12 protein-coding genes, 17 tRNA genes, 2 rRNA genes and 1 riboswitch are annotated in these 20,101 nt (G+C 36.9%); of the genes, 2 read left to right on the top strand and 29 right to left on the bottom strand.

Annotated elements, in window-relative coordinates; all coding sequences use genetic code 11:
- From NY607_RS23375 to NY607_RS23365, 3 genes are all read right to left on the bottom strand, one after another.
- Positions 1-2,593: InlB B-repeat-containing protein (locus NY607_RS23375; protein ID WP_259420445.1), on the bottom strand; the 2,593-nt coding region annotated here is incomplete at its 3' end.
- Between the two features lie 188 nt (positions 2,594-2,781).
- Positions 2,782-5,295 (bottom strand): winged helix-turn-helix domain-containing protein, encoded by a 2,514-nt coding sequence (locus NY607_RS23370; protein WP_259420443.1) that lies wholly within the window; start codon positions 5,293-5,295, stop codon positions 2,782-2,784.
- A 29-nt stretch (positions 5,296-5,324) separates the two neighbouring features.
- On the bottom strand, positions 5,325-7,868 hold the full coding sequence (locus tag NY607_RS23365; RefSeq protein WP_259420441.1) for a winged helix-turn-helix domain-containing protein: 2,544 nt from the start codon (positions 7,866-7,868) through the stop codon (positions 5,325-5,327).
- 222 nt (positions 7,869-8,090) lie between these two features.
- Here NY607_RS23365 and NY607_RS23360 point away from each other — a divergent pair, with 222 nt between their 5' ends.
- A complete protein-coding gene (locus NY607_RS23360) occupies positions 8,091-9,356 on the top strand; it encodes an Nramp family divalent metal transporter (protein WP_131522384.1) in 1,266 nt (421 codons plus the stop codon).
- A gap of 47 nt (positions 9,357-9,403) precedes the next feature.
- Here NY607_RS23360 and NY607_RS23355 read toward each other — a convergent pair whose 3' ends face one another.
- From NY607_RS23355 to NY607_RS23335, 5 genes are all read right to left on the bottom strand, one after another.
- Positions 9,404-10,093, bottom strand: coding sequence for an ABC transporter permease (locus NY607_RS23355; protein ID WP_048391929.1), 690 nt, complete (start codon positions 10,091-10,093; stop codon positions 9,404-9,406).
- Positions 10,086-11,009 (bottom strand): ABC transporter ATP-binding protein, encoded by a 924-nt coding sequence (locus NY607_RS23350; RefSeq protein ID WP_237899110.1) that lies wholly within the window; start codon positions 11,007-11,009, stop codon positions 10,086-10,088. The genes NY607_RS23355 and NY607_RS23350 overlap by 8 nt, the downstream gene beginning before the upstream one ends.
- A 130-nt stretch (positions 11,010-11,139) precedes the next feature.
- On the bottom strand, positions 11,140-12,075 hold the full coding sequence (locus tag NY607_RS23345; RefSeq protein ID WP_131522382.1) for a sensor histidine kinase: 936 nt from the start codon (positions 12,073-12,075) through the stop codon (positions 11,140-11,142).
- Between the two features lie 6 nt (positions 12,076-12,081).
- Complete coding sequence (locus NY607_RS23340) at positions 12,082-12,774, bottom strand: response regulator transcription factor (protein WP_131522381.1); 693 nt, start codon at positions 12,772-12,774, stop codon at positions 12,082-12,084.
- A gap of 150 nt (positions 12,775-12,924) precedes the next feature.
- Positions 12,925-14,388 (bottom strand): amino acid permease, encoded by a 1,464-nt coding sequence (locus tag NY607_RS23335; protein WP_131522380.1) that lies wholly within the window; start codon positions 14,386-14,388, stop codon positions 12,925-12,927.
- A gap of 82 nt (positions 14,389-14,470) precedes the next feature.
- A riboswitch (Lysine riboswitch) is annotated at positions 14,471-14,647 on the bottom strand.
- Between the two features lie 178 nt (positions 14,648-14,825).
- On the opposite strand from NY607_RS23335, the gene NY607_RS23330 reads away from it, so the two are divergent.
- The gene (locus NY607_RS23330) at positions 14,826-16,034 is read left to right on the top strand and encodes a CynX/NimT family MFS transporter (protein WP_131522379.1); all 1,209 of its coding nucleotides are present in this window, start codon (positions 14,826-14,828) and stop codon (positions 16,032-16,034) included.
- A gap of 67 nt (positions 16,035-16,101) precedes the next feature.
- Here NY607_RS23330 and NY607_RS23325 read toward each other — a convergent pair whose 3' ends face one another.
- The 21 genes from NY607_RS23325 to NY607_RS23225 form a co-directional block, all read right to left on the bottom strand.
- The gene (locus NY607_RS23325) at positions 16,102-16,632 is read right to left on the bottom strand and encodes a hypothetical protein (protein ID WP_131522378.1); all 531 of its coding nucleotides are present in this window, start codon (positions 16,630-16,632) and stop codon (positions 16,102-16,104) included.
- Positions 16,633-16,683: 51 nt separating this feature from the next.
- Positions 16,684-17,730 carry a nitric oxide synthase oxygenase gene (locus NY607_RS23320; RefSeq protein ID WP_131522377.1) on the bottom strand — a complete coding sequence of 349 codons (1,047 nt, stop codon included), beginning with the start codon at positions 17,728-17,730 and terminating at the stop codon, positions 16,684-16,686.
- Between the two features lie 569 nt (positions 17,731-18,299).
- Positions 18,300-18,371 (bottom strand) — tRNA-Glu (locus NY607_RS23315).
- A gap of 1 nt (position 18,372) precedes the next feature.
- Positions 18,373-18,449, bottom strand: a tRNA-Asn gene (locus tag NY607_RS23310).
- 7 nt (positions 18,450-18,456) lie between these two features.
- Positions 18,457-18,530, bottom strand: a tRNA-Ile gene (locus NY607_RS23305).
- 4 nt (positions 18,531-18,534) lie between these two features.
- Positions 18,535-18,608: transfer RNA gene (locus tag NY607_RS23300), tRNA-Gly, on the bottom strand.
- Positions 18,609-18,613: 5 nt separating this feature from the next.
- A tRNA-Phe gene (locus NY607_RS23295) sits at positions 18,614-18,689 on the bottom strand.
- A gap of 6 nt (positions 18,690-18,695) precedes the next feature.
- Positions 18,696-18,788, bottom strand: a tRNA-Ser gene (locus NY607_RS23290).
- Between the two features lie 13 nt (positions 18,789-18,801).
- A tRNA-Ala gene (locus NY607_RS23285) sits at positions 18,802-18,877 on the bottom strand.
- Positions 18,878-18,892: 15 nt separating this feature from the next.
- Positions 18,893-18,969, bottom strand: a tRNA-Pro gene (locus tag NY607_RS23280).
- Between the two features lie 15 nt (positions 18,970-18,984).
- Positions 18,985-19,061, bottom strand: a tRNA-Arg gene (locus tag NY607_RS23275).
- Between the two features lie 18 nt (positions 19,062-19,079).
- Positions 19,080-19,152 (bottom strand) — tRNA-Lys (locus NY607_RS23270).
- A gap of 13 nt (positions 19,153-19,165) precedes the next feature.
- Positions 19,166-19,240, bottom strand: a tRNA-Gln gene (locus tag NY607_RS23265).
- 9 nt (positions 19,241-19,249) lie between these two features.
- Positions 19,250-19,325: transfer RNA gene (locus tag NY607_RS23260), tRNA-His, on the bottom strand.
- 48 nt (positions 19,326-19,373) lie between these two features.
- Positions 19,374-19,447, bottom strand: a tRNA-Trp gene (locus NY607_RS23255).
- A 4-nt stretch (positions 19,448-19,451) separates the two neighbouring features.
- Positions 19,452-19,535 (bottom strand) — tRNA-Tyr (locus NY607_RS23250).
- A gap of 7 nt (positions 19,536-19,542) precedes the next feature.
- Positions 19,543-19,618, bottom strand: a tRNA-Thr gene (locus NY607_RS23245).
- A gap of 8 nt (positions 19,619-19,626) precedes the next feature.
- Positions 19,627-19,702, bottom strand: a tRNA-Asp gene (locus NY607_RS23240).
- Positions 19,703-19,706: 4 nt separating this feature from the next.
- Positions 19,707-19,782, bottom strand: a tRNA-Val gene (locus tag NY607_RS23235).
- 11 nt (positions 19,783-19,793) lie between these two features.
- Positions 19,794-19,909: ribosomal RNA gene (gene rrf, locus NY607_RS23230) — 5S ribosomal RNA — on the bottom strand.
- Positions 19,910-19,976: 67 nt separating this feature from the next.
- Positions 19,977-20,101: ribosomal RNA gene (locus NY607_RS23225) — 23S ribosomal RNA — on the bottom strand; the annotation flags it as partial.

Here is a 20,101-nt window from a genome sequence, read left to right as displayed (position 1 = left end):
TATATTGTGTGATGACCTTTTCCCATTTTGCATATAAAGTTGTATTTTCGGTTACCTTATCCGTTGTAAAATTCCATGGTGTACTGAATACAGCATCTGTATACCAACCTGCAAACTCATATCCAGCTTTTGTTGGGTCTGCTGGCTTTATTGCTAAGGTGTCTTCAGTTACCTTCTGTGATACTACTGTGCTACCTCCATTTGTTTCGAAATCCACCGTATATTGTGTGATGACCTTTTCCCATTTTGCATATAAAGTTGTATCCTCCGTCACCCTATCTATCTCAAAATTCCATAGACTATGGAGTTCTGCGTCTTTATACCAATCTACAAATAGATGCCCCGTTTTTGTTGGATTAATTGGTTTAGTAGCCTTCATAGGAGAAGTAAAAGTTTGACTTGGAACTGAACTTCCACCATTTGACTCAAATTTAAGCTCATATTGCTGTACTAAATCCCATTTCGCATATAAGGTTATATTTTCTGTCACTTTATCTATTTCAAATTCCCATAGGGTTGTGAATTTTTTATCCTTATACCAGCCTGCAAATGTATATCCAACTTTTACGGGATTTTCTGGTTTAGTAGCCGTCATATAAGAATTTATAGTTTGGCTAGGTAACGGACTTCCACCATTTGACTCAAATTGAACCACATACTGTTGTTGCACTATATCCCATTTTGCATATAAAGTTGTGTGCTCTGTGACCACATCTGTTGCGAAGTCCCATAGTTTAGTTAAAGCAGGGTTTTTATACCAGCCCGCAAATATTTGTCCTGCTAAGATTGGCGGTTCTGGCTCTTCCAACTTATCTCCATATTCTGCGACAATTATTATAGGGGTAGTACTATTTCCTGCTTCAAATCTGACACCATATACATTTTTCAACCACACAGCATATAAATCTATATCAAACGTTACCCTAAATGTGTCGAAGTTCCATTCTGTAGTACGTTCTTCATTAAACCAGCCAATAAATTTATGTCCTTCTTTTATTGGAATACTCGGTTTGCTGAGTAGCGCTCCTTCTGGTACTTCGACAGTTGTAATGTCTGTATCAGAGTGAAATGTGACAGTATGCGAATTCTTTAACCATTTTGCATACAAGATTTTATTTTCTGTTATCACATCTGTATTAAAATTCCAGGGTTTATTCAATTCTTCATCCTTATACCAACCATCAAATGTAAAACCTGCTTTCACTGGAACATCGGGTTCTACCACCTTTTCCCCAGACAATACTTTCTGTTCTTCTATGGTAGTACCATCACTATTTGTTTCAAATGTAACTGTGTACTGTTGGACATTCCCCTTGGCATAAATTCTCAAGGGTTGTGTTACATTTACATCCCATTTTGTTACCCATGATAAATCTTGGTACCAACCGTCAAAAGTACTACCTTGGCTGTTAAATGCATTTACTCCCAACATTAATGGGCTATTAAATTGAACCCATTGTAACCGATTATATTCAAATGCCCTATCCCCAATGCTCGTTAAACTGTTTGGGAACGATACAGTCGATAATTGATTATCATAAAATGCCAGATTTCCTATACTAAGAAGACTATTAGGAAGTTGTATAGATGTTAGTTGATTTTGACCAAATCCCCAATCACCTATACTTATAACATTATTAGGAACGACTATAGTTTTTAACTTATTACCAAAAAACGCGAGATTCCCTATACTAAGAAGACTAGTTGAAAGTTCTACATTCGTTAAGTAATTAGCTTGGAATGCTCCTATCCCTATACTAGTAACACTATTGGGAATATTTACAGTTGTTAACCTATTACTATCAAATACATAATTTCCTATACTTGTTATACTGTTTGGAAGTTCGACATTAATTAACTGATTATAGCCAAAAGCCTCATCTCCTATGCTTGTTACACTATTTGGAATCTTTATATTTGTTATCCGATTGTTTGTAAAAGCTTGGGCTCCTATTATTGTTACACTATCAGGAATATTTACAGTTGTTAATCGATTTCCAAAGAAAGCCTGATAATCTATAGCCGTAACACCATCAGGGATGTCCACATGTACTAACTGATTACCATAAAATGCTTGAGCTCCTATGGTGGTGAGGTTTTTTGAAATGGTTACGCTTGTTAATTTACTATTTTGGAATGTCCAACGTCCTATATCCTCCACACTATCGGGAATCACAATCGTGCTTAGTTGAGTTTTGGCAAAAGCCCAATCGCCTATCGTTATTACGCTTTCAGGAATCACTATTTCTGTTAGGTTAGATTCATAAAACGCGAGATTTCCTATTATTGTTACGGGTTTCCCTTCAATGGTTTCAGGAACAACCACTGATCCCCCCGCACCTAAATATTTTACAATCGTTACACCTGCGCTATTTGGTTGTATCTCAAATTCGCTTGTATTGGAATTGGTTAAATCACGATCGTTATCTATTTGCTCATGAACATCAACCTCACTCTTATTATCTACTTCATTTCCCCCTGCTTCTTTAGCTTTTTCTTCTATGTCATTTTGTTCATTCGCATAGGTCAGGGATTGTCCCCATTGGAAAAAGAGCAGTAATACAATAAGCATAATGGTAATGTTTTTCTTCATTCATCCTCTCTCCTTCTGTAAATTTTCAGCTTCAAATAGCCCCTTTCCTTTGTTTCCATACATTTATCCTTATAAAGAAAAACACTCTTCTTTATCTTAAAAAAATCAATTTACTTCTACTATTGAGGAATGTTAATTTTTCACTAACTAAAAATAAACCGCTATCAATAAATTGATAGCGGTTTGTTTTATTTGGATTGTTTTAATAACAATGCTTGGGCTCTATTTTTTACTCCTAGCTTATTGTAAATTCCTGAAAGATACACGCGTATGGTCCCTTCAGATAAAAATAGTTGCTCTGCTATTTCCTTATTTGAAGCACCTTCTGAAAGTAGTGAAAATATTTCTTGTTCACGAGTAGAAAGAACTTCTAATACAGGTATTAGTTCTTGAACATAATTCAGTAATCGATAGACATAGCTAATGATTACTTCATCCCAGTCTTCTTTAGCATGCTTCTGGCAAACATCAATATAGTCCCTCATAAGGGGAATAATTTTATTCTCATCTAAAAAAGTTCTTATATAGTTATAAGGTTCAGCTAATTTCAATGCTTGGTGTAACGTTTCTAACGCCTCATCTGCTTGTCCTTGCTCACCCAAACATATGGCTAATAATATTGTGGCTTCTATACGAGTGGATAGCTGTTCTTGTTGTTGTGCCTGCGATTGTACCTGTCTAATCAATTGCTGTGCTGCTAGTGGATGTCCTTTCATGAGTAAATAACGTGCTTTTACTAGCAAATAAAATGGCGTATCCTTATCTACTTTTTCTTTGACCTTAGCTAACTCCTGTTCTGCTTGGACAATATTGTCTTCACGTAAAAATAAAAGTGCCTTCATCACTCTTATACTATTAATCCAATGGCGTTCATTGACAGCTTCAATTGCATGATCCAAAACGCCTTGAGCAACTATATATTGCTCTTCTAACACAGCCATTTTACTTTTAAGAATATACATCGGTACTAACAATCCTGCATCTTGAAATTGATGTCCAGAACGTATAGCTTCCTCTAATTCTATTGATAGCTCAGCAAATTGGTTCCACTCATATAATTTTTCTGCACGCACGCCATAGCTATAGCCCGTCATACTTAAGTTTTTAAATTTCCCTGTTCTAAACTTAGCAAAAAAAGACATAGCCTGTTCATCTGAAAGCAACTTTCCTCGAGATCCAATATTTGTTCTAAACAACATTGGCTCTGTTTGATTATATTGGATAAATATTGCGTCCCATTTGGACCCGACTGGATTTCTCTCCAGTCTTTGTCGAATGTATTCCCCAGCTTGAGAAAGGTCTCCATTTTTCATCACAAAAACATAGGCTTTCACACCTAGAAAATCATCGACAGCGGATGCATACTCACTTTTATTCATCCATTGATTGGACCTATGCTTTTGTTCTAGTTCTAGTATCGTCTGATAAGCATCTTCTAAATTGTGTAATGCTGCAAGTGTATAAGCATACATTACCATCAACTCTGGGTGTACCTCATAGCCATTAGACAAAAATGTATCAATCCATTTTACATAGGATGTGGAATGACCACAGGAAAGGAATGTTACAAGATGCTCCTGAATCCATTGTTCAGCATACATAAATACGTTGCCGCTTAAAGCAAGCTCTATAGCAGATAAAAAATTCCCATTATTATATAAAGCTACAGCTGCCTTTTCATATAAAAAAATAATATCCTGCTGAGTAAAACGATTGCTCAACTCTTGGCGCAATGCTTCTCTAAATAAATTGTGATATCGAAAAACCTGTTCTTTTGCTTCTACTCTGCTAATAAATAAACCTTGTTGATCAAGCTCTAATAAGACTAGGTGAGCATCAGTACGGTTTGTTAGGACATTACACGTATCAGCGGTTAATTGTTCTAAAAGTGAAGTATAAAGAAGAAAGATTTGTAGGGGTGGTGCTAGTTTGGAAAAAACCTCACTCATTAAATATTGGAACACATATAAATTACTTTCTCTAAACTCTTTGTCTACATTGTGGAAACCTGCTAAATTAGTCAATTGCAACCCTGTTGGCCAGCCCTCTGTTATCTCAAAAACCTTTTGAAGTACCTTTACATCCAGCTTTTTATTTAAATTTTTATAAAATTCTTTTGTCTCTTCATACGTAAAAAGTAGATGCTCTAAACCAATTTCAAGCAAGCAATGGTTTAATCTCCACCTTGCAATCGGTAATGAAATAGATGATCTACTAGTCAAATAAATAAAGCAATGTTCAGGTAAGAAATCAATTAGTCGAATCATCGCTTGATGGATAGTAACATTATGAATATGATGATAATCATCAATCATTATATGAATCTTTTTAGTAGATAGCGATAATTCATTTAAAAGAGAGTCCACTAAAAATTCTAATGGTAACTGTGGTTGAGCATGGAGTATAGAATTAATCCGAGAGGCAGCTTCTGGCTGTAAGGAGTGACCAATAGCATGAATTAAATACTTCCAATAGCGGTTTAGATCATTGTCTGTTTGGTCCACCGTATACCATGCAACTGCCGTCTCAAGTTGCTGAAACCAACTACTTAGAAAAGTGGTTTTACCATACCCTGCTGGTGCTTGTACTACTATAAGTTTTGCTGTTGACTGATGTAGAATAGCATTTAATCGTTCTCTTTCTATAATTTGCTTGCCCGTTTGAGGGACTGTTGTTTTTGAGGCTACTAAAATATTTGGCATCATGTAAACCTCCTTTCTCTTTAACAACTTTAAAAGCCTAGCCATTCTTTTGCCCATAATATGGCCTTCGTGCGAGATTTCACACCTAGTTTACTGTAAATTCCCGTTAAATATATACGAATAGTTCCCTCTGTCAACTGCAATTGTTGTGCAATCTCCTTATTAGAAGCACCTTCTGCAAGTAATTGTAGAACATCTTTTTCTCTTGCAGTAAAGTTAGCGAAAAACTCATCTTCTTTGCTGTCATTCTGTAATAGTTTATTTACATAGGCTAACGGCACTGACTTAAATGTATCTCCCTTACTATGCTGACGTAGACGCCAGTATTTATTAAGTAATGGCCAGATAGAATCCTCTTCTATAAATGTACGGTAATACCCATATGACAGTCCATGTTCAAGAGCATCGTGTAATACTATTAAAGCCCAATCCTCTTTACCAAGTGAAAAATGACAAATGGCTTCTAGCAGACCCGCTTCAATAAGCGTAACGATTTGCTTTTCCTGAATTGCTCCTTCTTTTAAACGAATAGCAATTTGCAATGCTTCCTCCAGTTGGTTTTTAGCATACAGAATTTTACCCTCAACTAATAAATAAAAGGGATTTTTTGATGCAATTCTATAATTGATAAAATCCGTCACTCTAAAAAATTCCTGTTGCGCATATGAAATATTTCCTTCCAATAAATAAGATTGTGCTTTCATAATATAGAGCATTCCGATCCAATAAGGTTTATCGGTTTCCTTCATAGCTTCAATCAATAACAGATGTGCTTCTTCGAATTGTTTTTTAGTCATATAAATACGTGCCTTTAATAAGTACATTGGTATAAATAATCCTGGATCTTGAAAATGCAAACCATATTGTAAACCGATTTCTAACTCTTTACTTGCCCTATCTAAATCATTTATTTCATACAAAATTTCAGCTAGTAATCCATAGGTAACGCCTGTAATATTTCGCTCCCTTATTTCACTTTCATTCAACACGCTAATCAGTTCATCCATTTTTTCTACTGGTAAGAATTTTCCTTTTGCACCTATAAAAGTACGTAAAATTCTAGGTTCAAATTGATTATATTTTAATGAAATATCATATAAAGATGACTTATTCTTTCTTACATTTACACGTGTTTGTAAGCCTACTTTTGCCCTTTCAATATCCCCATCTTCCATATAACCAATATAAGCATTCAAAATTTCAAAGATTTTTGAGACAGCAATAAATTGAAAACCATCCATCCATTTCAATTTATTTTGTTTTAAAAGTAGTTCCTCTATGATTTTATTCGCCTGATCAATTTCATGGGTTGAAAACAGAGTAGTAATATATAAGACAAGCATATTAATATCTACTGGAAACTGCGCATTCCTTAATTTCTGTATCCACTGCCCGAATAATAGAGTATGTCCCTCGGCAAATATTTCGACTAAATATTTTTGAATCCATTCATGTGCAAGCTTGTATAATTCGCCATTTAAAGCAAGCTCAATTGCCGCTACATAGTCTTCTCCTTGGCATAAATTAGTGGCTGCTTCGTAATAAATAGAGGTAATCATTTCATAGGAATATTGCCTTTGAAATTCTACCTGTAGGGCATGCCTAAATAAAGTTTGGTAACGATAAACGGGTGGATGAGCTTGTACTTGTTCGATAAACAAACAATTTTTCTCCAGCTCTGAGAATGTAGTTAAACTATCTAATCCGTTCGTGATGGATGCACAAACACTCGGATCTAAGTAGTTTAAAATGGAAGTTCTTAGTAGAAAATCTTGCAATTCTTGAGGTAATATTAAAAGAATTTCTTGCATGAAGTACTCATGTATATATGAACTAGCTTTGCCTAAAATTTCTTCACTACTAAGATTACCTATCATTCCACCTGTTGATAGCTTTATCAGTTGGATACCTGCTATCCAGCCCCCTGTAGTCTTTAATAAAGGCTTCAGCGCATCCTTCTGTTCATCATTAGTAACAGAATTAAAGAAAGATTGTAGCTCTTCTAAATCAAAACATAATTGACCCGTCCCGATTTCTAGTATCCAACCTTTTACACGCCATTTTGCTAGTGAAAGTTCTAAATTAGTTCGTGTGGTTATATAGATCCGTGCATTGGCTGGTAAATATTCAATAAGTCGATTGATAATTTGATGAATTTGAGGGTTGTGGATTTCTTGAAAATTATCAAAAACAATATGAATATTTTCTTTATATGTATTCAAATCGTTTAACACTGTATCTATAATTATTTCAAAAGGTGGTGTTTCATCTAATATATTGTTTAACTTTTGTTCTACATTCAATATGCTAAAAGATAATGTATGTATTAAGTACTTTAAAAATTTCACAGGATCATTGTCATTCTGATCGATAGTAAACCATGCTACCGATTCATCAATATGCTTCAACCACAGACTTAAAAGAGTCGTCTTTCCGTATCCTGCGGCTGACCGTATAATGGTTAGTTTCTTCATTCGATTGTTAGATAAAATAGAAAATAATTTCTTCCTCTCTAATACATTTGGCACTGTACGTGGAATTGTTACTTTTGATTTTACCCATACCATATCCATCACCCTGTCTCCCTTCTTCATTTCATTAGTTCTATAAATTTCGAATTTTTCCTGCAATTTAATTTTTCTACTCATTCACTTCATCCAAAAGAGCATACTTATTTTAGAAGGATAAAGCAAACTACTTCACTTTTTTTATTCCTAGCGTTAGAATACTAATATCTTATTTTCCTATAGGAAACTTTATTTCACTAATGATACTTTTTGAAACGAGGGAACAATATGGTTTACAAACGAGTCACAAAATCGTCTGCAGAGGCGGTTTTAGATGGAGATATAAAAGGTTGGCGAAGATTTTTGCCATTTTTAGGACCTGCTTTCATTGCAGCAGTCGCCTATATTGATCCTGGCAATTTTGCTACAAATATTACAGCAGGCTCTCAATACGGCTACCTGCTACTTTGGGTTATAGCCTTTTCTAATTTAATGGCCGTGTTAATTCAGTCCCTGTCTGCCAAACTTGGGATTGCCACAGGAAAAAATTTACCTGAAGTCGCACGCGAGCATTTTTCTAAAAAAACATCTATCTTTTTATGGATACAGGCGGAATTGGTCATCATTGCCACAGACCTCGCGGAATTTATCGGAGCAGCACTAGGGCTTTATTTACTTTTTAATATCCCAATGCTTCCCGCCGCATTGATTACAGCAGTGGGTTCATTCGCTATTTTAGAGTTGCAAAGAAGAGGATTTAGAGCCTTTGAAGCAGGTATTTCTGGCATGGTTTTAATTGTTGTATTGGCGTTTGCCTTCCAAACATTTTTAGCGCAGCCAGCATGGGGTGATGTAGCGATTGGCATGTTCACGCCACACTTTGAAGGTGTAGATTCACTATTATTAGCAACAGGTATTTTAGGTGCAACCGTTATGCCTCATGCTATTTACTTACATTCCTCTTTAACACAAAGCCGTATTATTGGTCGTAATGAAGAAGAAAAAAGACGCATTTTTCGATTTGAATTTATCGATATTATCATCGCTATGATTATTGCTGGTGCCATCAATATGAGCATGCTCATAATTGCCGCAGCAGTATTCCATACCCAAGGCGTTGTAGTTGAAGATTTAGATGTTGCCTACAATGGCTTAAAAGAGGCGCTCGGCCCAATGGCTGCCATTTCCTTTGGTCTTGGTTTACTTATTGCAGGGCTTGCTAGCTCCTCTGTAGGGACTTTAGCAGGTGATGTTGTCATGCAGGGCTTCATTCAAAGAAAAATACCTCTTTATTTACGTAGAGCGATTACCATGGTGCCACCACTTGCAATCATTGCCTCTGGTGTGAATGCTACCTATGCTCTCGTTCTTAGTCAGGTTGTTTTATCATTTGGTATTGCCTTTGCACTTGTCCCTCTGGTTATGTTTACAAGTAAACGAGACATCATGGGAAGCTTAGTTAATCACCGTATTACAACTGTTTTAGGTTGGTTTGTCGTAGTCATTGTTGTTACGTTAAATATTTACTTACTGTGGGAAACAATTTTTGGATAACAAAAAGCCAGGTACTCTATAGTAATGAGCACCTGGTATCTTTTTGATTAAACGTCCACCTTTTCGATATTTCTAATGGCTAAATAAGCAATACCAAGACCCACGATTGCTAAAGTAATTGGAATAATAATAATATCGTTTAAAGTAAAGTTACCTGAATTTGATGAAGTTACAGACACAATTATAATAGATGAAATGATAGTTGTCGGTATAGAGTATTTTCTCATCCCGAAATACAATGGGATTAAAGCTATACCTGAGGCAGCAATCGCATTCATCAATACAGAAGGTATTTGCTGGATAATTAAAGAACTTGATAGTACATCAGGAATTAATTCATATCGATCGCTTATGATACAAAAAATGGTTGTAATAAGAGCATTGGAGATAATGATCATACTGAAAGTAAATAGCATGACAATAGCAAGCTTTGCGACCATTAATTTCTTTCTACTTATAGGATACATAAAGGCTAATGTAATGGTTTTAAATTTATATTCTCCGATGATTAACTTAGCTATTAACGTAGAAGCAAAAATCATAAAAACTGCTCTTACAAATGAATCAATAACACTGAATGCAACCTCATAATTTTCAAGCCCTGGGTCTCCTTCAACTTTAGAAATAAATAAAATCATAAACAAGAAACCAAGAATAACAAAATTAGCGATAATGGCTCCTTTAACATATGAACCTAAATGAAATTTTTTCATTTCTAAACGCATTAAATTAAGCATGGACAACACCTCCATTGATTAGCTTTAAGAAATAATCCTCTAATGAACTTGTTTTTTTACTAATCTCTTCAATCTCAACGTTATGTTCAATTAATGCTCTAGATAGGCTTTTTTGGGATACAGTTGAGTCGTATATACGTATCGTTTTATCATCCATTAGCTTAAAATTAGTAATGTTCAATTCGCTTTCAATAATAAACGCTGCCTTTTTCCCATCACTTACAATCACTTCGGTATAATTGACCTGATCACGATTAATAGTATCCATTGCTACCTCCGTGATGAGCCTTCCATTCTTAATAACACCTATTGTATCGACCAATTGTTCTATTTCAGCCAGAATATGACTAGAGATAATAATGGTTATACCGTACTCTTTACAAAGCATCTTGAAAAGCTCTCTTAACTCCTTTATCCCTACTGGGTCTAATCCATTAATTGGTTCGTCTAATATAAGTAACTCTGGCTTTGTAATAATGGCCCTTGCGATACCTAATCTCTGCTTCATTCCCAGAGAAAAATCTTTAACCTGCTTATTCTCTGTATTCGATAACTTTACTAAATTAAGAACATGTGCAATTTCTTTCTTATCATAATAACCCATGTATTCACAATGTAATTCCAGGGTCTCACTAGCCGTTAATTTTTCATAAAAAATAGGATATTCAATAATTGTCCCCATTCTTTTTAGTATTTCATAGGATTTATCCGTCAATTTCGTCCCCAAAATTTCTACATCCCCACTTGTAGGCTTCGTAAGATTAGTTAGCATCTTCATAACAGTCGTTTTACCCGCACCATTTGGACCTAAAAATCCATAAATTTCTCCCTTCTTAACGTTCATATTGACAGCAGAAACAACTTCCTTTCCATCGTACACTTTCGTAAGCTGATTTGTTTTTACAATGTATGTCATGTAATTCTCTCCCTCAATTGTGACTAGCTTCATTATAAAAAATGAAACTCTCTATTTTATTACTGCATTCTTACATATTTCTTAAGTAAAAAAGCCTGCAAAGCATTAAAGCTCTACAAGCATAATCGATTTAATACATCATTCGCTTTAACGAAATCGTAAAAATAGTTCTTTCATAGGGAATACTCGATAAACGGATGGAGCCATTCATTATTTCTACTAGTCTCTTTGTAATCGTTAGTCCCAAACCGCTACCTTGGAAAGATTTATTTCGAGAATCCTCAAGCGTATACATTCTTTCAAAAACGCGATCGATATGATATTCATCAATGCCCCTGCCACAATCCCACACATCAATATCAATATTGACTTCGTCATTTCTTATGGTAATTCCAATTACATTGCCATCTGCTCCATATGCAATAGCATTAGACAGTAGATTGTTTAACACTCTATTTAATGCTTCTTCATTACCAAGTGCATATATGGAGCTTTCTGGGATATCAATTTTAATATCTAATCCCAGTGAAGTAACCAAATCGTAAAAAGACAAAACATTTTTTCGGCATATTTCACTGACATTGATTTTAGTGATTGGATAATCTGTGTCCCCAGCCTCTAATTTTGCCAAGTCAAAAAATGTATGAATAATTTTTAATACTTCTAATGTTTTAGCATGTACACCCTTAAGTAAACGTTGCTGTTCCTCGTCACTAATCCCATTTTGAAGTTGAAGCATTTCAATATAGCCAAGTACAACGGTTAAAGGCGTTTTAAGATCATGTGAAATATTGGCCAACATCTTTTTCATGGAATTTTCCATTTTACGATGCGTAGCCTGAATTTTTTGATGTTGATCTAGCAAAGTATTCAGTGTAATAAGTAACTGTTGAATTTCTGAATTTGTAGTTGTTACTAGAATCTTTTCATACGTCTGTTCATTCACAATTACGTGTAGTTTTCGATGAATATATTGGATAGCACGTTCTTGCTCCTTCTTGATTTTCCATTGAAAAATAAGAATGCCGATTAGCAATACAATGATTAATAATAATAGAAATATCATATAGTTTTACCCTTCAAATTTATAGCCGATTCCCCATAGGGTTTTAATATATTGAGGATGTGACGGATCATCTTCTATTTTTTCACGTAGTCTTCTGATATGTACATTTATAATATTTTCATCTCCGTAATAGGCATCTTTCCATATCGTCTGATAAATTTGCTCTTTGGTAAAAACTCTGTGGCGATTTGTCACAAACAATTTTAAAATGGAAAATTCCTTTGATGTCAGCTTTATCTCTTGTCCGCTCTTTGTTATTGAAAAATTAACGATATCTATCTTTAAATTATCAATTTCTAGGACTTCTTGCTTTTGTTCAGCTTGACTAGAGTATTTCGTAGCTCTTCTGATAACAGCCTTTACACGTGCTGAAAATTCCAGCATAGAAAAGGGTTTAGCAATATAATCATCTGCCCCTAATCCTAAGCCCAATGCTTTATCAACATCACTGTCTTTTGCAGACATAATAATGATAGGAAGTGCTGCCTGCTCTCTAATAATCTTTAATACTTCCAATCCATTTAATTTAGGAATCATAATATCTAAGATGACTAAGTCAAAGGTTTTTTGCAAACAATTTTGTAATGCCTCTTCGCCATTAGTCACTGTTGTGACATGGAAACCTTCCATCGTTAAGTAATTAGAAACCATTTCACGAATGGCTTCATCGTCTTCTACAAGTAAAATATGCTTTTGCACTATGATGCACCTCTCCTATCAAAACCCAATTTCCATATGTATATTACATTACCATATTTATGATGTTTGATTAGTGATTTGTTTATGAGTGTTGAAAAAAGAGCTGCTCCATAAACCATCACTCTTTGGTTTATAGAACAGCTCTATTATCTAATCTTCAACTTTTAAATCACAATCTTTAAGTGGAAGCATTTTTGTTTTGTGCTTTATTTTATAGCCAAACCATAATGCTAAAAATAATGGAATCCCAATATACGAAACAAGGATACCGTACCAATCAATCTTATCGCCTGTAAAGGCTGTGTAATTTTGTCCAATGACTACAATCATACAAACTGTAAAAGCAAATAATGGTCCAAACGGAAATAATTTGGCTTTATAAGGTAATAACTTTGGATCTAAGCCCTGTGCATCAAACGCTCGGCGGAAACGATAATGACTAAACGCAATACCTAGCCATGCAATAAACCCAGACATTCCAGAAGCATTTAATAACCAGATATAAACCACTCCATCGCCAAAGAAGGATGCCAAAAATGCTAAACAGCCTACAGCTAATGTTGCCATAAGTGCATAAATCGGAATACCTCTACGACTTAGCTTTGCAAAAAATTTAGGTGCATGTCCATCCATAGCTAATTGCCATAACATACGAGAAGATGCATATAGTCCTGAATTTCCTGCTGAAAGCATAGCCGTTAAAATAATGGCATTCATTAATGAAGCAGCAAAGGCGATACCTAGGCGGTCAAACACTAGTGTAAACGGTGATACTGCGATATCTTCTGATAATAAACGTTCGTCTGTAAATGGAATTAACATCCCAATTGCACCAATCGCTAAAATATAAAACAAAAGAATACGCCAAAATACAGATTTAACAGCCTTCGGAATATTTTTACCAGGATCATCTGTTTCACCAGCTGTAATTCCTAGTAATTCTGTCCCTTGGAATGAAAATCCTGCAGCTAGGAAAATACCAAATGTAGCAAGGAAGCCACCATGGAATGGCCCATCACTAACAAAGAAATTAGTGAAACCTACAGGAGCCTGCCCACCTAAAATACCAAAAATCATTAGTAAGCTAATGATAATAAAAACAATAACCGTTGCTACTTTAATCATGGCAAACCAATATTCACTTTCACCATAACTTTTTACGGATAGTAAATTAAACGTCAGTACAACAGCAATAAATAATACTGTCCAAAGTGCTGATGAACTATCTGGGAACCAATATTTCATAATTAATGACACAGCAGCAATTTCGGCAGCAATGGTGATTGCCCAGTTATACCAATAGTTCCAGCCTAATGCAAAGCCCAAAGCAGGATCTACAAATTTCGTTGCATACGTACTAAATGAACCTGATGATGGCATATAGGCAGCCATTTCCCCTAAACTTGTCATTAAAAAATACACCATAATACCAATTAAAGCATAGGCAAGCAATGCTCCTCCAGGTCCTGCCTGAGCAATTGCTCCTCCACTGGCTAAAAATAGCCCCGTACCAATTGTACCGCCTAAAGAAATCATTGTAATATGACGGCTTTTTAATTCTTTTTTCAGCTTCGGTGCTTTATGTCCGAGCTGATTTACTTTTATTTCACTCACGATATAGCTTCCTTCCTATTTATGAGGCAAAAAAATGCCATCACATATACACTGTGATGGCTACATTAATCCTCAGTTTTTCCTACATGATAGCTCAACACGTTGTGCAAACGTGACAGTTCTGTTCCTTTCGGAGACAGCCCCAGCATGAGGTTTTCAAGTCCCCTCACACTTCGGCAATATTTCCTTTCAACTAATTTCATCAATGCTTGTCATTTCAATTAGCATACTTATAAATATCGCGACCTCTACCTCAATACAAACATGAGGCATATAATTATTAAATTTATGATGTTTATTATACTAACATAAGACCATAGACATTTCAATACAACCATAAATGTTCTGTATTTTATGAATCTTCTACTATTTTTAATAGTGTGATAAAGTGTTATAGTAGTTCAATTAGAATGATTATTATTAGGGGGGATTTTATTTTGACTACAAATGATCATTCCACTAGTTTTCCAAGTAAAAAAATTAGCTGGAAAGGAACAACCTTACTTTTAGTCTTTGGAGTTATCTTTATAGCCTCTACATTACGAATGCCACTAACTGTTGTTGGCCCAATTATATCCTTTATCCGTGAAGATCTTGGAATATCTAATGTATTGGCAGGCTTTCTAACAACGATACCATTGCTGGCTTTTGCTGTTATATCTCCATTTGCACCAGTTGTAGCACGCAAACTAGGGCTTGAGCTAACATTATTTTTATCAACTTTTCTCTTGGCCTTAGGAATTGTCCTACGTTCACTTGGTACTACAGAATTACTTCTATTGGGTACTGTGTTAATTGGCGTAGCCATTTCTTTTGGAAATGTACTAATTCCAGGATTATTGAAATTGAAATTTCCCTATCATGTGGGTTTATTAATGGCCTTTTTCACCATGTCCATGAATTTTACTGCAGGCCTTGGTGCTGGTATTAGCTATCCGATAGCTAATTCATGGTTAGGCTGGCAAGGTGCACTTTCCATTGCACTCATACTCGTTCTCATTACAATCTTAATTTGGATACCTCAACTAAAGTCAAATAAACCGGAACCAGTTACTACATCTAAAAAGACCAGTACACCTTTATGGAAATCACCTGTTACTTGGGCTGTCACAGGGGCAATGGGTTTACAATCTTTATTATTCTACACAACAGCAGCTTGGATACCTGAGATCTATATTGCTCAAGGTTTAGCCCCTGATAAAGCTGGCTGGATGTTTTCAATCATGCAATTCTCACAAGTACCAATGGCCTTAGCAGTGCCTATTATTGCCGGTAAAATGACTTCTCAACGCCCACTTGTATTGATGTTTACATCCTTCTATTTAGTAGGCTTTGTTGGGGTTGTCATGGAATGGACAAGTCTTGGGGTACTGTGGATGGTTCTTCTAGGGTTAGCAGGTGGTTCTTCATTTGCCCTAGCAATGATGTTCTTCACTCTCCGTACTCGTACTGCATTTGAAGCAGCAGATTTATCAGGCTTTGCACAATCTTTGGGTTATTTATTTGCCGCAATTGGTCCTATTCTTTTTGGCTACTTGCATGATTTATTTGGCGGCTGGAATATTGCGGGATGGCTCTTTGTCGTTGTAGCAATGTTACTCTTCTTTTGCTCAATGAGAGCCTCTAAGGATGAATATGTGCATTAAAATTAAATAAAGCAGGTGGATTAGATTCCTCCATCTGCTCTATTTCTATATAGTGTTTACACATTACTTAATTGTCGGGTTGCTGGAGTAATGTTAGCAATTCAGCAAGGCATTCTGATGCTTCATTATTACGAGCTGTTATAGTAGAAAAAATAGGAACAGCCTCTTGTAAAAGCCTATAACTATAATAGTAATAGCCTACAAAAGCTTGCTCCTCATAGCCCTTTGGCGTTTCTTTCTCCCACTCCTGTTCATCATTATCCTCATTTTCTATCCACAAATAGTTGACGTCTAATAGCTCCTGCATATTTTTAACAGTATTGACTGGCTCGAGATAATCCTTGGTAATAGCATGTGCCACAGCTAAATATAACTGTACCTCTTGTAATGAGACAACCTCTAATTTTTTACTAGTAAGCTTTTTTAGCAGGACAAGCAAAACCCATGGTGTCACCTGCCACAGTGTACCTTGATGTTCAATTAATTCAGCTAGTTGTGTGTATTGCTCCTGTTCTATCAGCTTAGGAATGGCTGTACCTCTACCATAAGGTGTCGTCAATTGTCTCCATGGGATATTGGGAATTTGCTGATTTAACATAGTAAGCGCCCTCTCTCATCAAAAGTATTGAAAGTAAACAATTCCTTTACACTAATAGCATGGTTTTTGATAAAAATAATTTGGTGTATGATAAATATTTACATAGGGTTTATGGAATATATGCGTTGTGGCAGGGGAAAGTGGTGGGATTAACCATGTCCAGTTGCCTGTCACTTCTCTTCCTGTTGATTTTTCTGCCTCCTCAAACAATTTAAACTGCTGAGCTGCTGTATGATGATCAACAATGCTCACACCATCTTCTTTAAATGAGTGAAGAACAGCAATATTAAGTTCTACTAAAGCACGATCACGCCAAAGAGACGCATGTTTGGTTGTATCAAGATTAAAAATGTCTGCAATGGCAGGTAACATATTATAACGATCATGATCTGCTAAATTTCGTGCACCAATCTCTGTTCCCATATACCAGCCGTTAAATGGAGCTGCTTGAAAATCAATTCCAGCCATTTGAAAACGCATACTCGAAATAATGGGTACAGCATACCACTTCATTCCTAATTTCTCCACATCGATTGACTCTGGATGGCGGATTGAGACCTCTACTATATTTTCTTCAGGAATTACAAACATTTGAGGAGCACGATTATCCACCTGTATAACGAGTGGTAGTACATCAAAATCAGTTCCTTTACCTCTCCATCCTAACGACTCACACACTTTTGTAAATTTAATGGACTGTGAATCTCCAATAATGCCTGCATCTGTTTCATAGCCTGCATAACGAATTAGTTGATGATTCCAAATCCGTACTCTATCTGAAGCAAACACTGTTATAGTTGGACGAATTTTCCCATGATTTGTCGCATAATCAATATGTTCTAGTAATTTTTGAAAAATAGCCTTTTCATCTAAAACATCACGTGCATCTACCACATGCAGTGACTGCCAAAACAGACGTCCAATACACTTATTGCTATTTCGCCATGCCACCCGTGCACCAAAAACTAGCTCCTCTGTTGTTGGATGATATTCACCTGCATCCTTAACTGCCTGTAATCTATTCTTTAACCAAAGTTCTGATTCATTTTGTTCTGTCTGATATAGATTTAAAAATTGCTGTATCTCCTGTATATTCATATCGATTCCTCCACTTATCCTCATATTAGAGGAACAAAACAACAAGCACCATGAAAATAGTAATCGAAAAAACATACATATTTTATATATGAAATAGTTTGTTCAAATTTACTCTATAGACTCTTTTTCGTAAGAGAATGTAAGGGAGAAAGATTTTAATTATTATAAAAAGGCTACAGTAGTCATGTAGCCTTTTTCAGGGGATTGCAGAACAAAGAAATCAATAGAATTTTTATAAATGATGGAAAGACTAATCGCTCTGAGCTACTTACTTGCTGCTAGTACTTCGCTTTCGCATAGAGCAGAACCAGTTTCACTAATTCTCTGGGCAGGATTGCGCCTGTATCGCTATACTAGAGAAGTCAAGCGCCTTCACAAAAATGTTGACCATGAAGTGTACGTGGTAAGTAAAGCGGTTTATTGGAAGCCCATAGAAAGATGCTAGGGGAATGAAATTTAGTCCTTCACCTTGCCAATAGGTCTTTTTCTGCTATTGCATTATCTTTTATCGATTAACAAAAAGGAGAATAGAAAAAAGCATGTAACACACATCTGTGCTACATGCTTGATGACCCGTACGGGATTCGAACCCGTGTTACCGCCGTGAAAGGGCGGTGTCTTAACCACTTGACCAACGGGCCGTGGCTCCGAAGGCAGGACTCGAACCTGCGACAACCTGATTAACAGTCAGGTGCTACTACCAACTGAGCTACTTCGGAATAATGATGGGCCTAAATGGACTCGAACCATCGACCTCACGCTTATCAGGCGTGCGCTCTAACCAGCTGAGCTATAGGCCCATTTTGGAGCGGGTGATGAGAATCGAACTCACGACATCAGCTTGGAAGGCTGAGGTTTTACCATTAAACTACACCCGCAATAATGGTGGGTCAGGACGGAATCGAACCGCCGACACTTAGAGCTTCAATCTAATGCTCTACCAACTGAGCTACTGACCCGAAAAATGGAGGAGGTAGAGGGATTCGAACCCCCGCGCGGTGTTACCCGCCTGTCGGTTTTCAAGACCGATCCCTTCAGCCAGACTTGGGTATACCTCCAAAAATATTACAATGGTGGAGCCTAGCGGGATCGAACCGCTGACCTCCTGCGTGCAAGGCAGGCGCTCTCCCAGCTGAGCTAAGGCCCCATTTAACATGAAAGATGGTCGGAATGACAGGATTCGAACCTACGACCCCTTGGTCCCAAACCAAGTGCTCTACCAAGCTGAGCTACATTCCGTAAACATGATTTTATTGGCGCGCCCGACAGGAGTCGAACCCATAACCTTCTGATCCGTAGTCAGACGCTCTATCCAATTGAGCTACGGGCGCATGTTAATTAAAAAATGATGAGCCATGAAGGACTCGAACCTTCGACCCTCTGATTAAAAGTCAGATGCTCTACCAACTGAGCTAATGGCTCGTGAAATTAAAAATGGCTGGGGTACTAGGATTCGAACCTAGGCATGACGGAATCAAAATCCGTTGCCTTACCGCTTGGCTATACCCCAATTTTAAAATGGGGCGACTGATGGGAATCGAACCCACGAATGTCGGAACCACAATCCGATGCGTTAACCACTTCGCCACAATCGCCACTATATAGATTATATTAGCTGTATTATGAACGAGTACCTCAATACCTGGCAGGGGCAGTAGGAATCGAACCCACACCAAAGGTTTTGGAGACCTCTATTCTACCGTTGAACTATGCCCCTAAAATGGTGGAGGGGGACGGATTCGAACCGCCGAACCCTAAGGAGCGGATTTACAGTCCGCCGCGTTTAGCCACTTCGCTACCCCTCCAAGGGAATGGTGCCGGCGATAGGAGTCGAACCCACGACCTACTGATTACAAGTCAGTTGCTCTACCAACTGAGCTACACCGGCAATAATAATGGCGGTCCCGACCGGGATCGAACCGGCGATCTCCTGCGTGACAGGCAGGCATGTTAACCGCTACACCACGGGACCAAAATGGTGGAGGATGACGGGCTCGAACCGCCGACCCCCTGCTTGTAAGGCAGGTGCTCTCCCAGCTGAGCTAATCCTCCACAAAAAATAAGCGAAGCGACGTCCTACTCTCACAGGGGGAAGCCCCCAACTACCATCGGCGCTAAAGAGCTTAACTTCCGTGTTCGGTATGGGAACGGGTGTGACCTCTTTGCCATCATCACTTCACTTATTCAGCTGAAAGACTTGTTCTTTCAAAACTAGATAAACGATACATTGAATGCTTCAAACGTTTTTGGTTAAGTCCTCGATCGATTAGTATTCGTCAGCTCCATGTGTCACCACACTTCCACCTCGAACCTATCTACCTCATCGTCTTTGAGGGATCTTACTTACTTGCGTAATGGGAAATCTCATCTT

This window comes from Lysinibacillus sp. A4 (genome assembly GCF_024919535.1).
GTDB classification, from domain to species: Bacteria; Bacillota; Bacilli; order Bacillales_A; family Planococcaceae; genus Lysinibacillus; species Lysinibacillus capsici.
The sequence above is the reverse complement of the archived record's forward strand: the minus strand, read 5'-3'. Positions and strand labels throughout refer to the sequence as shown.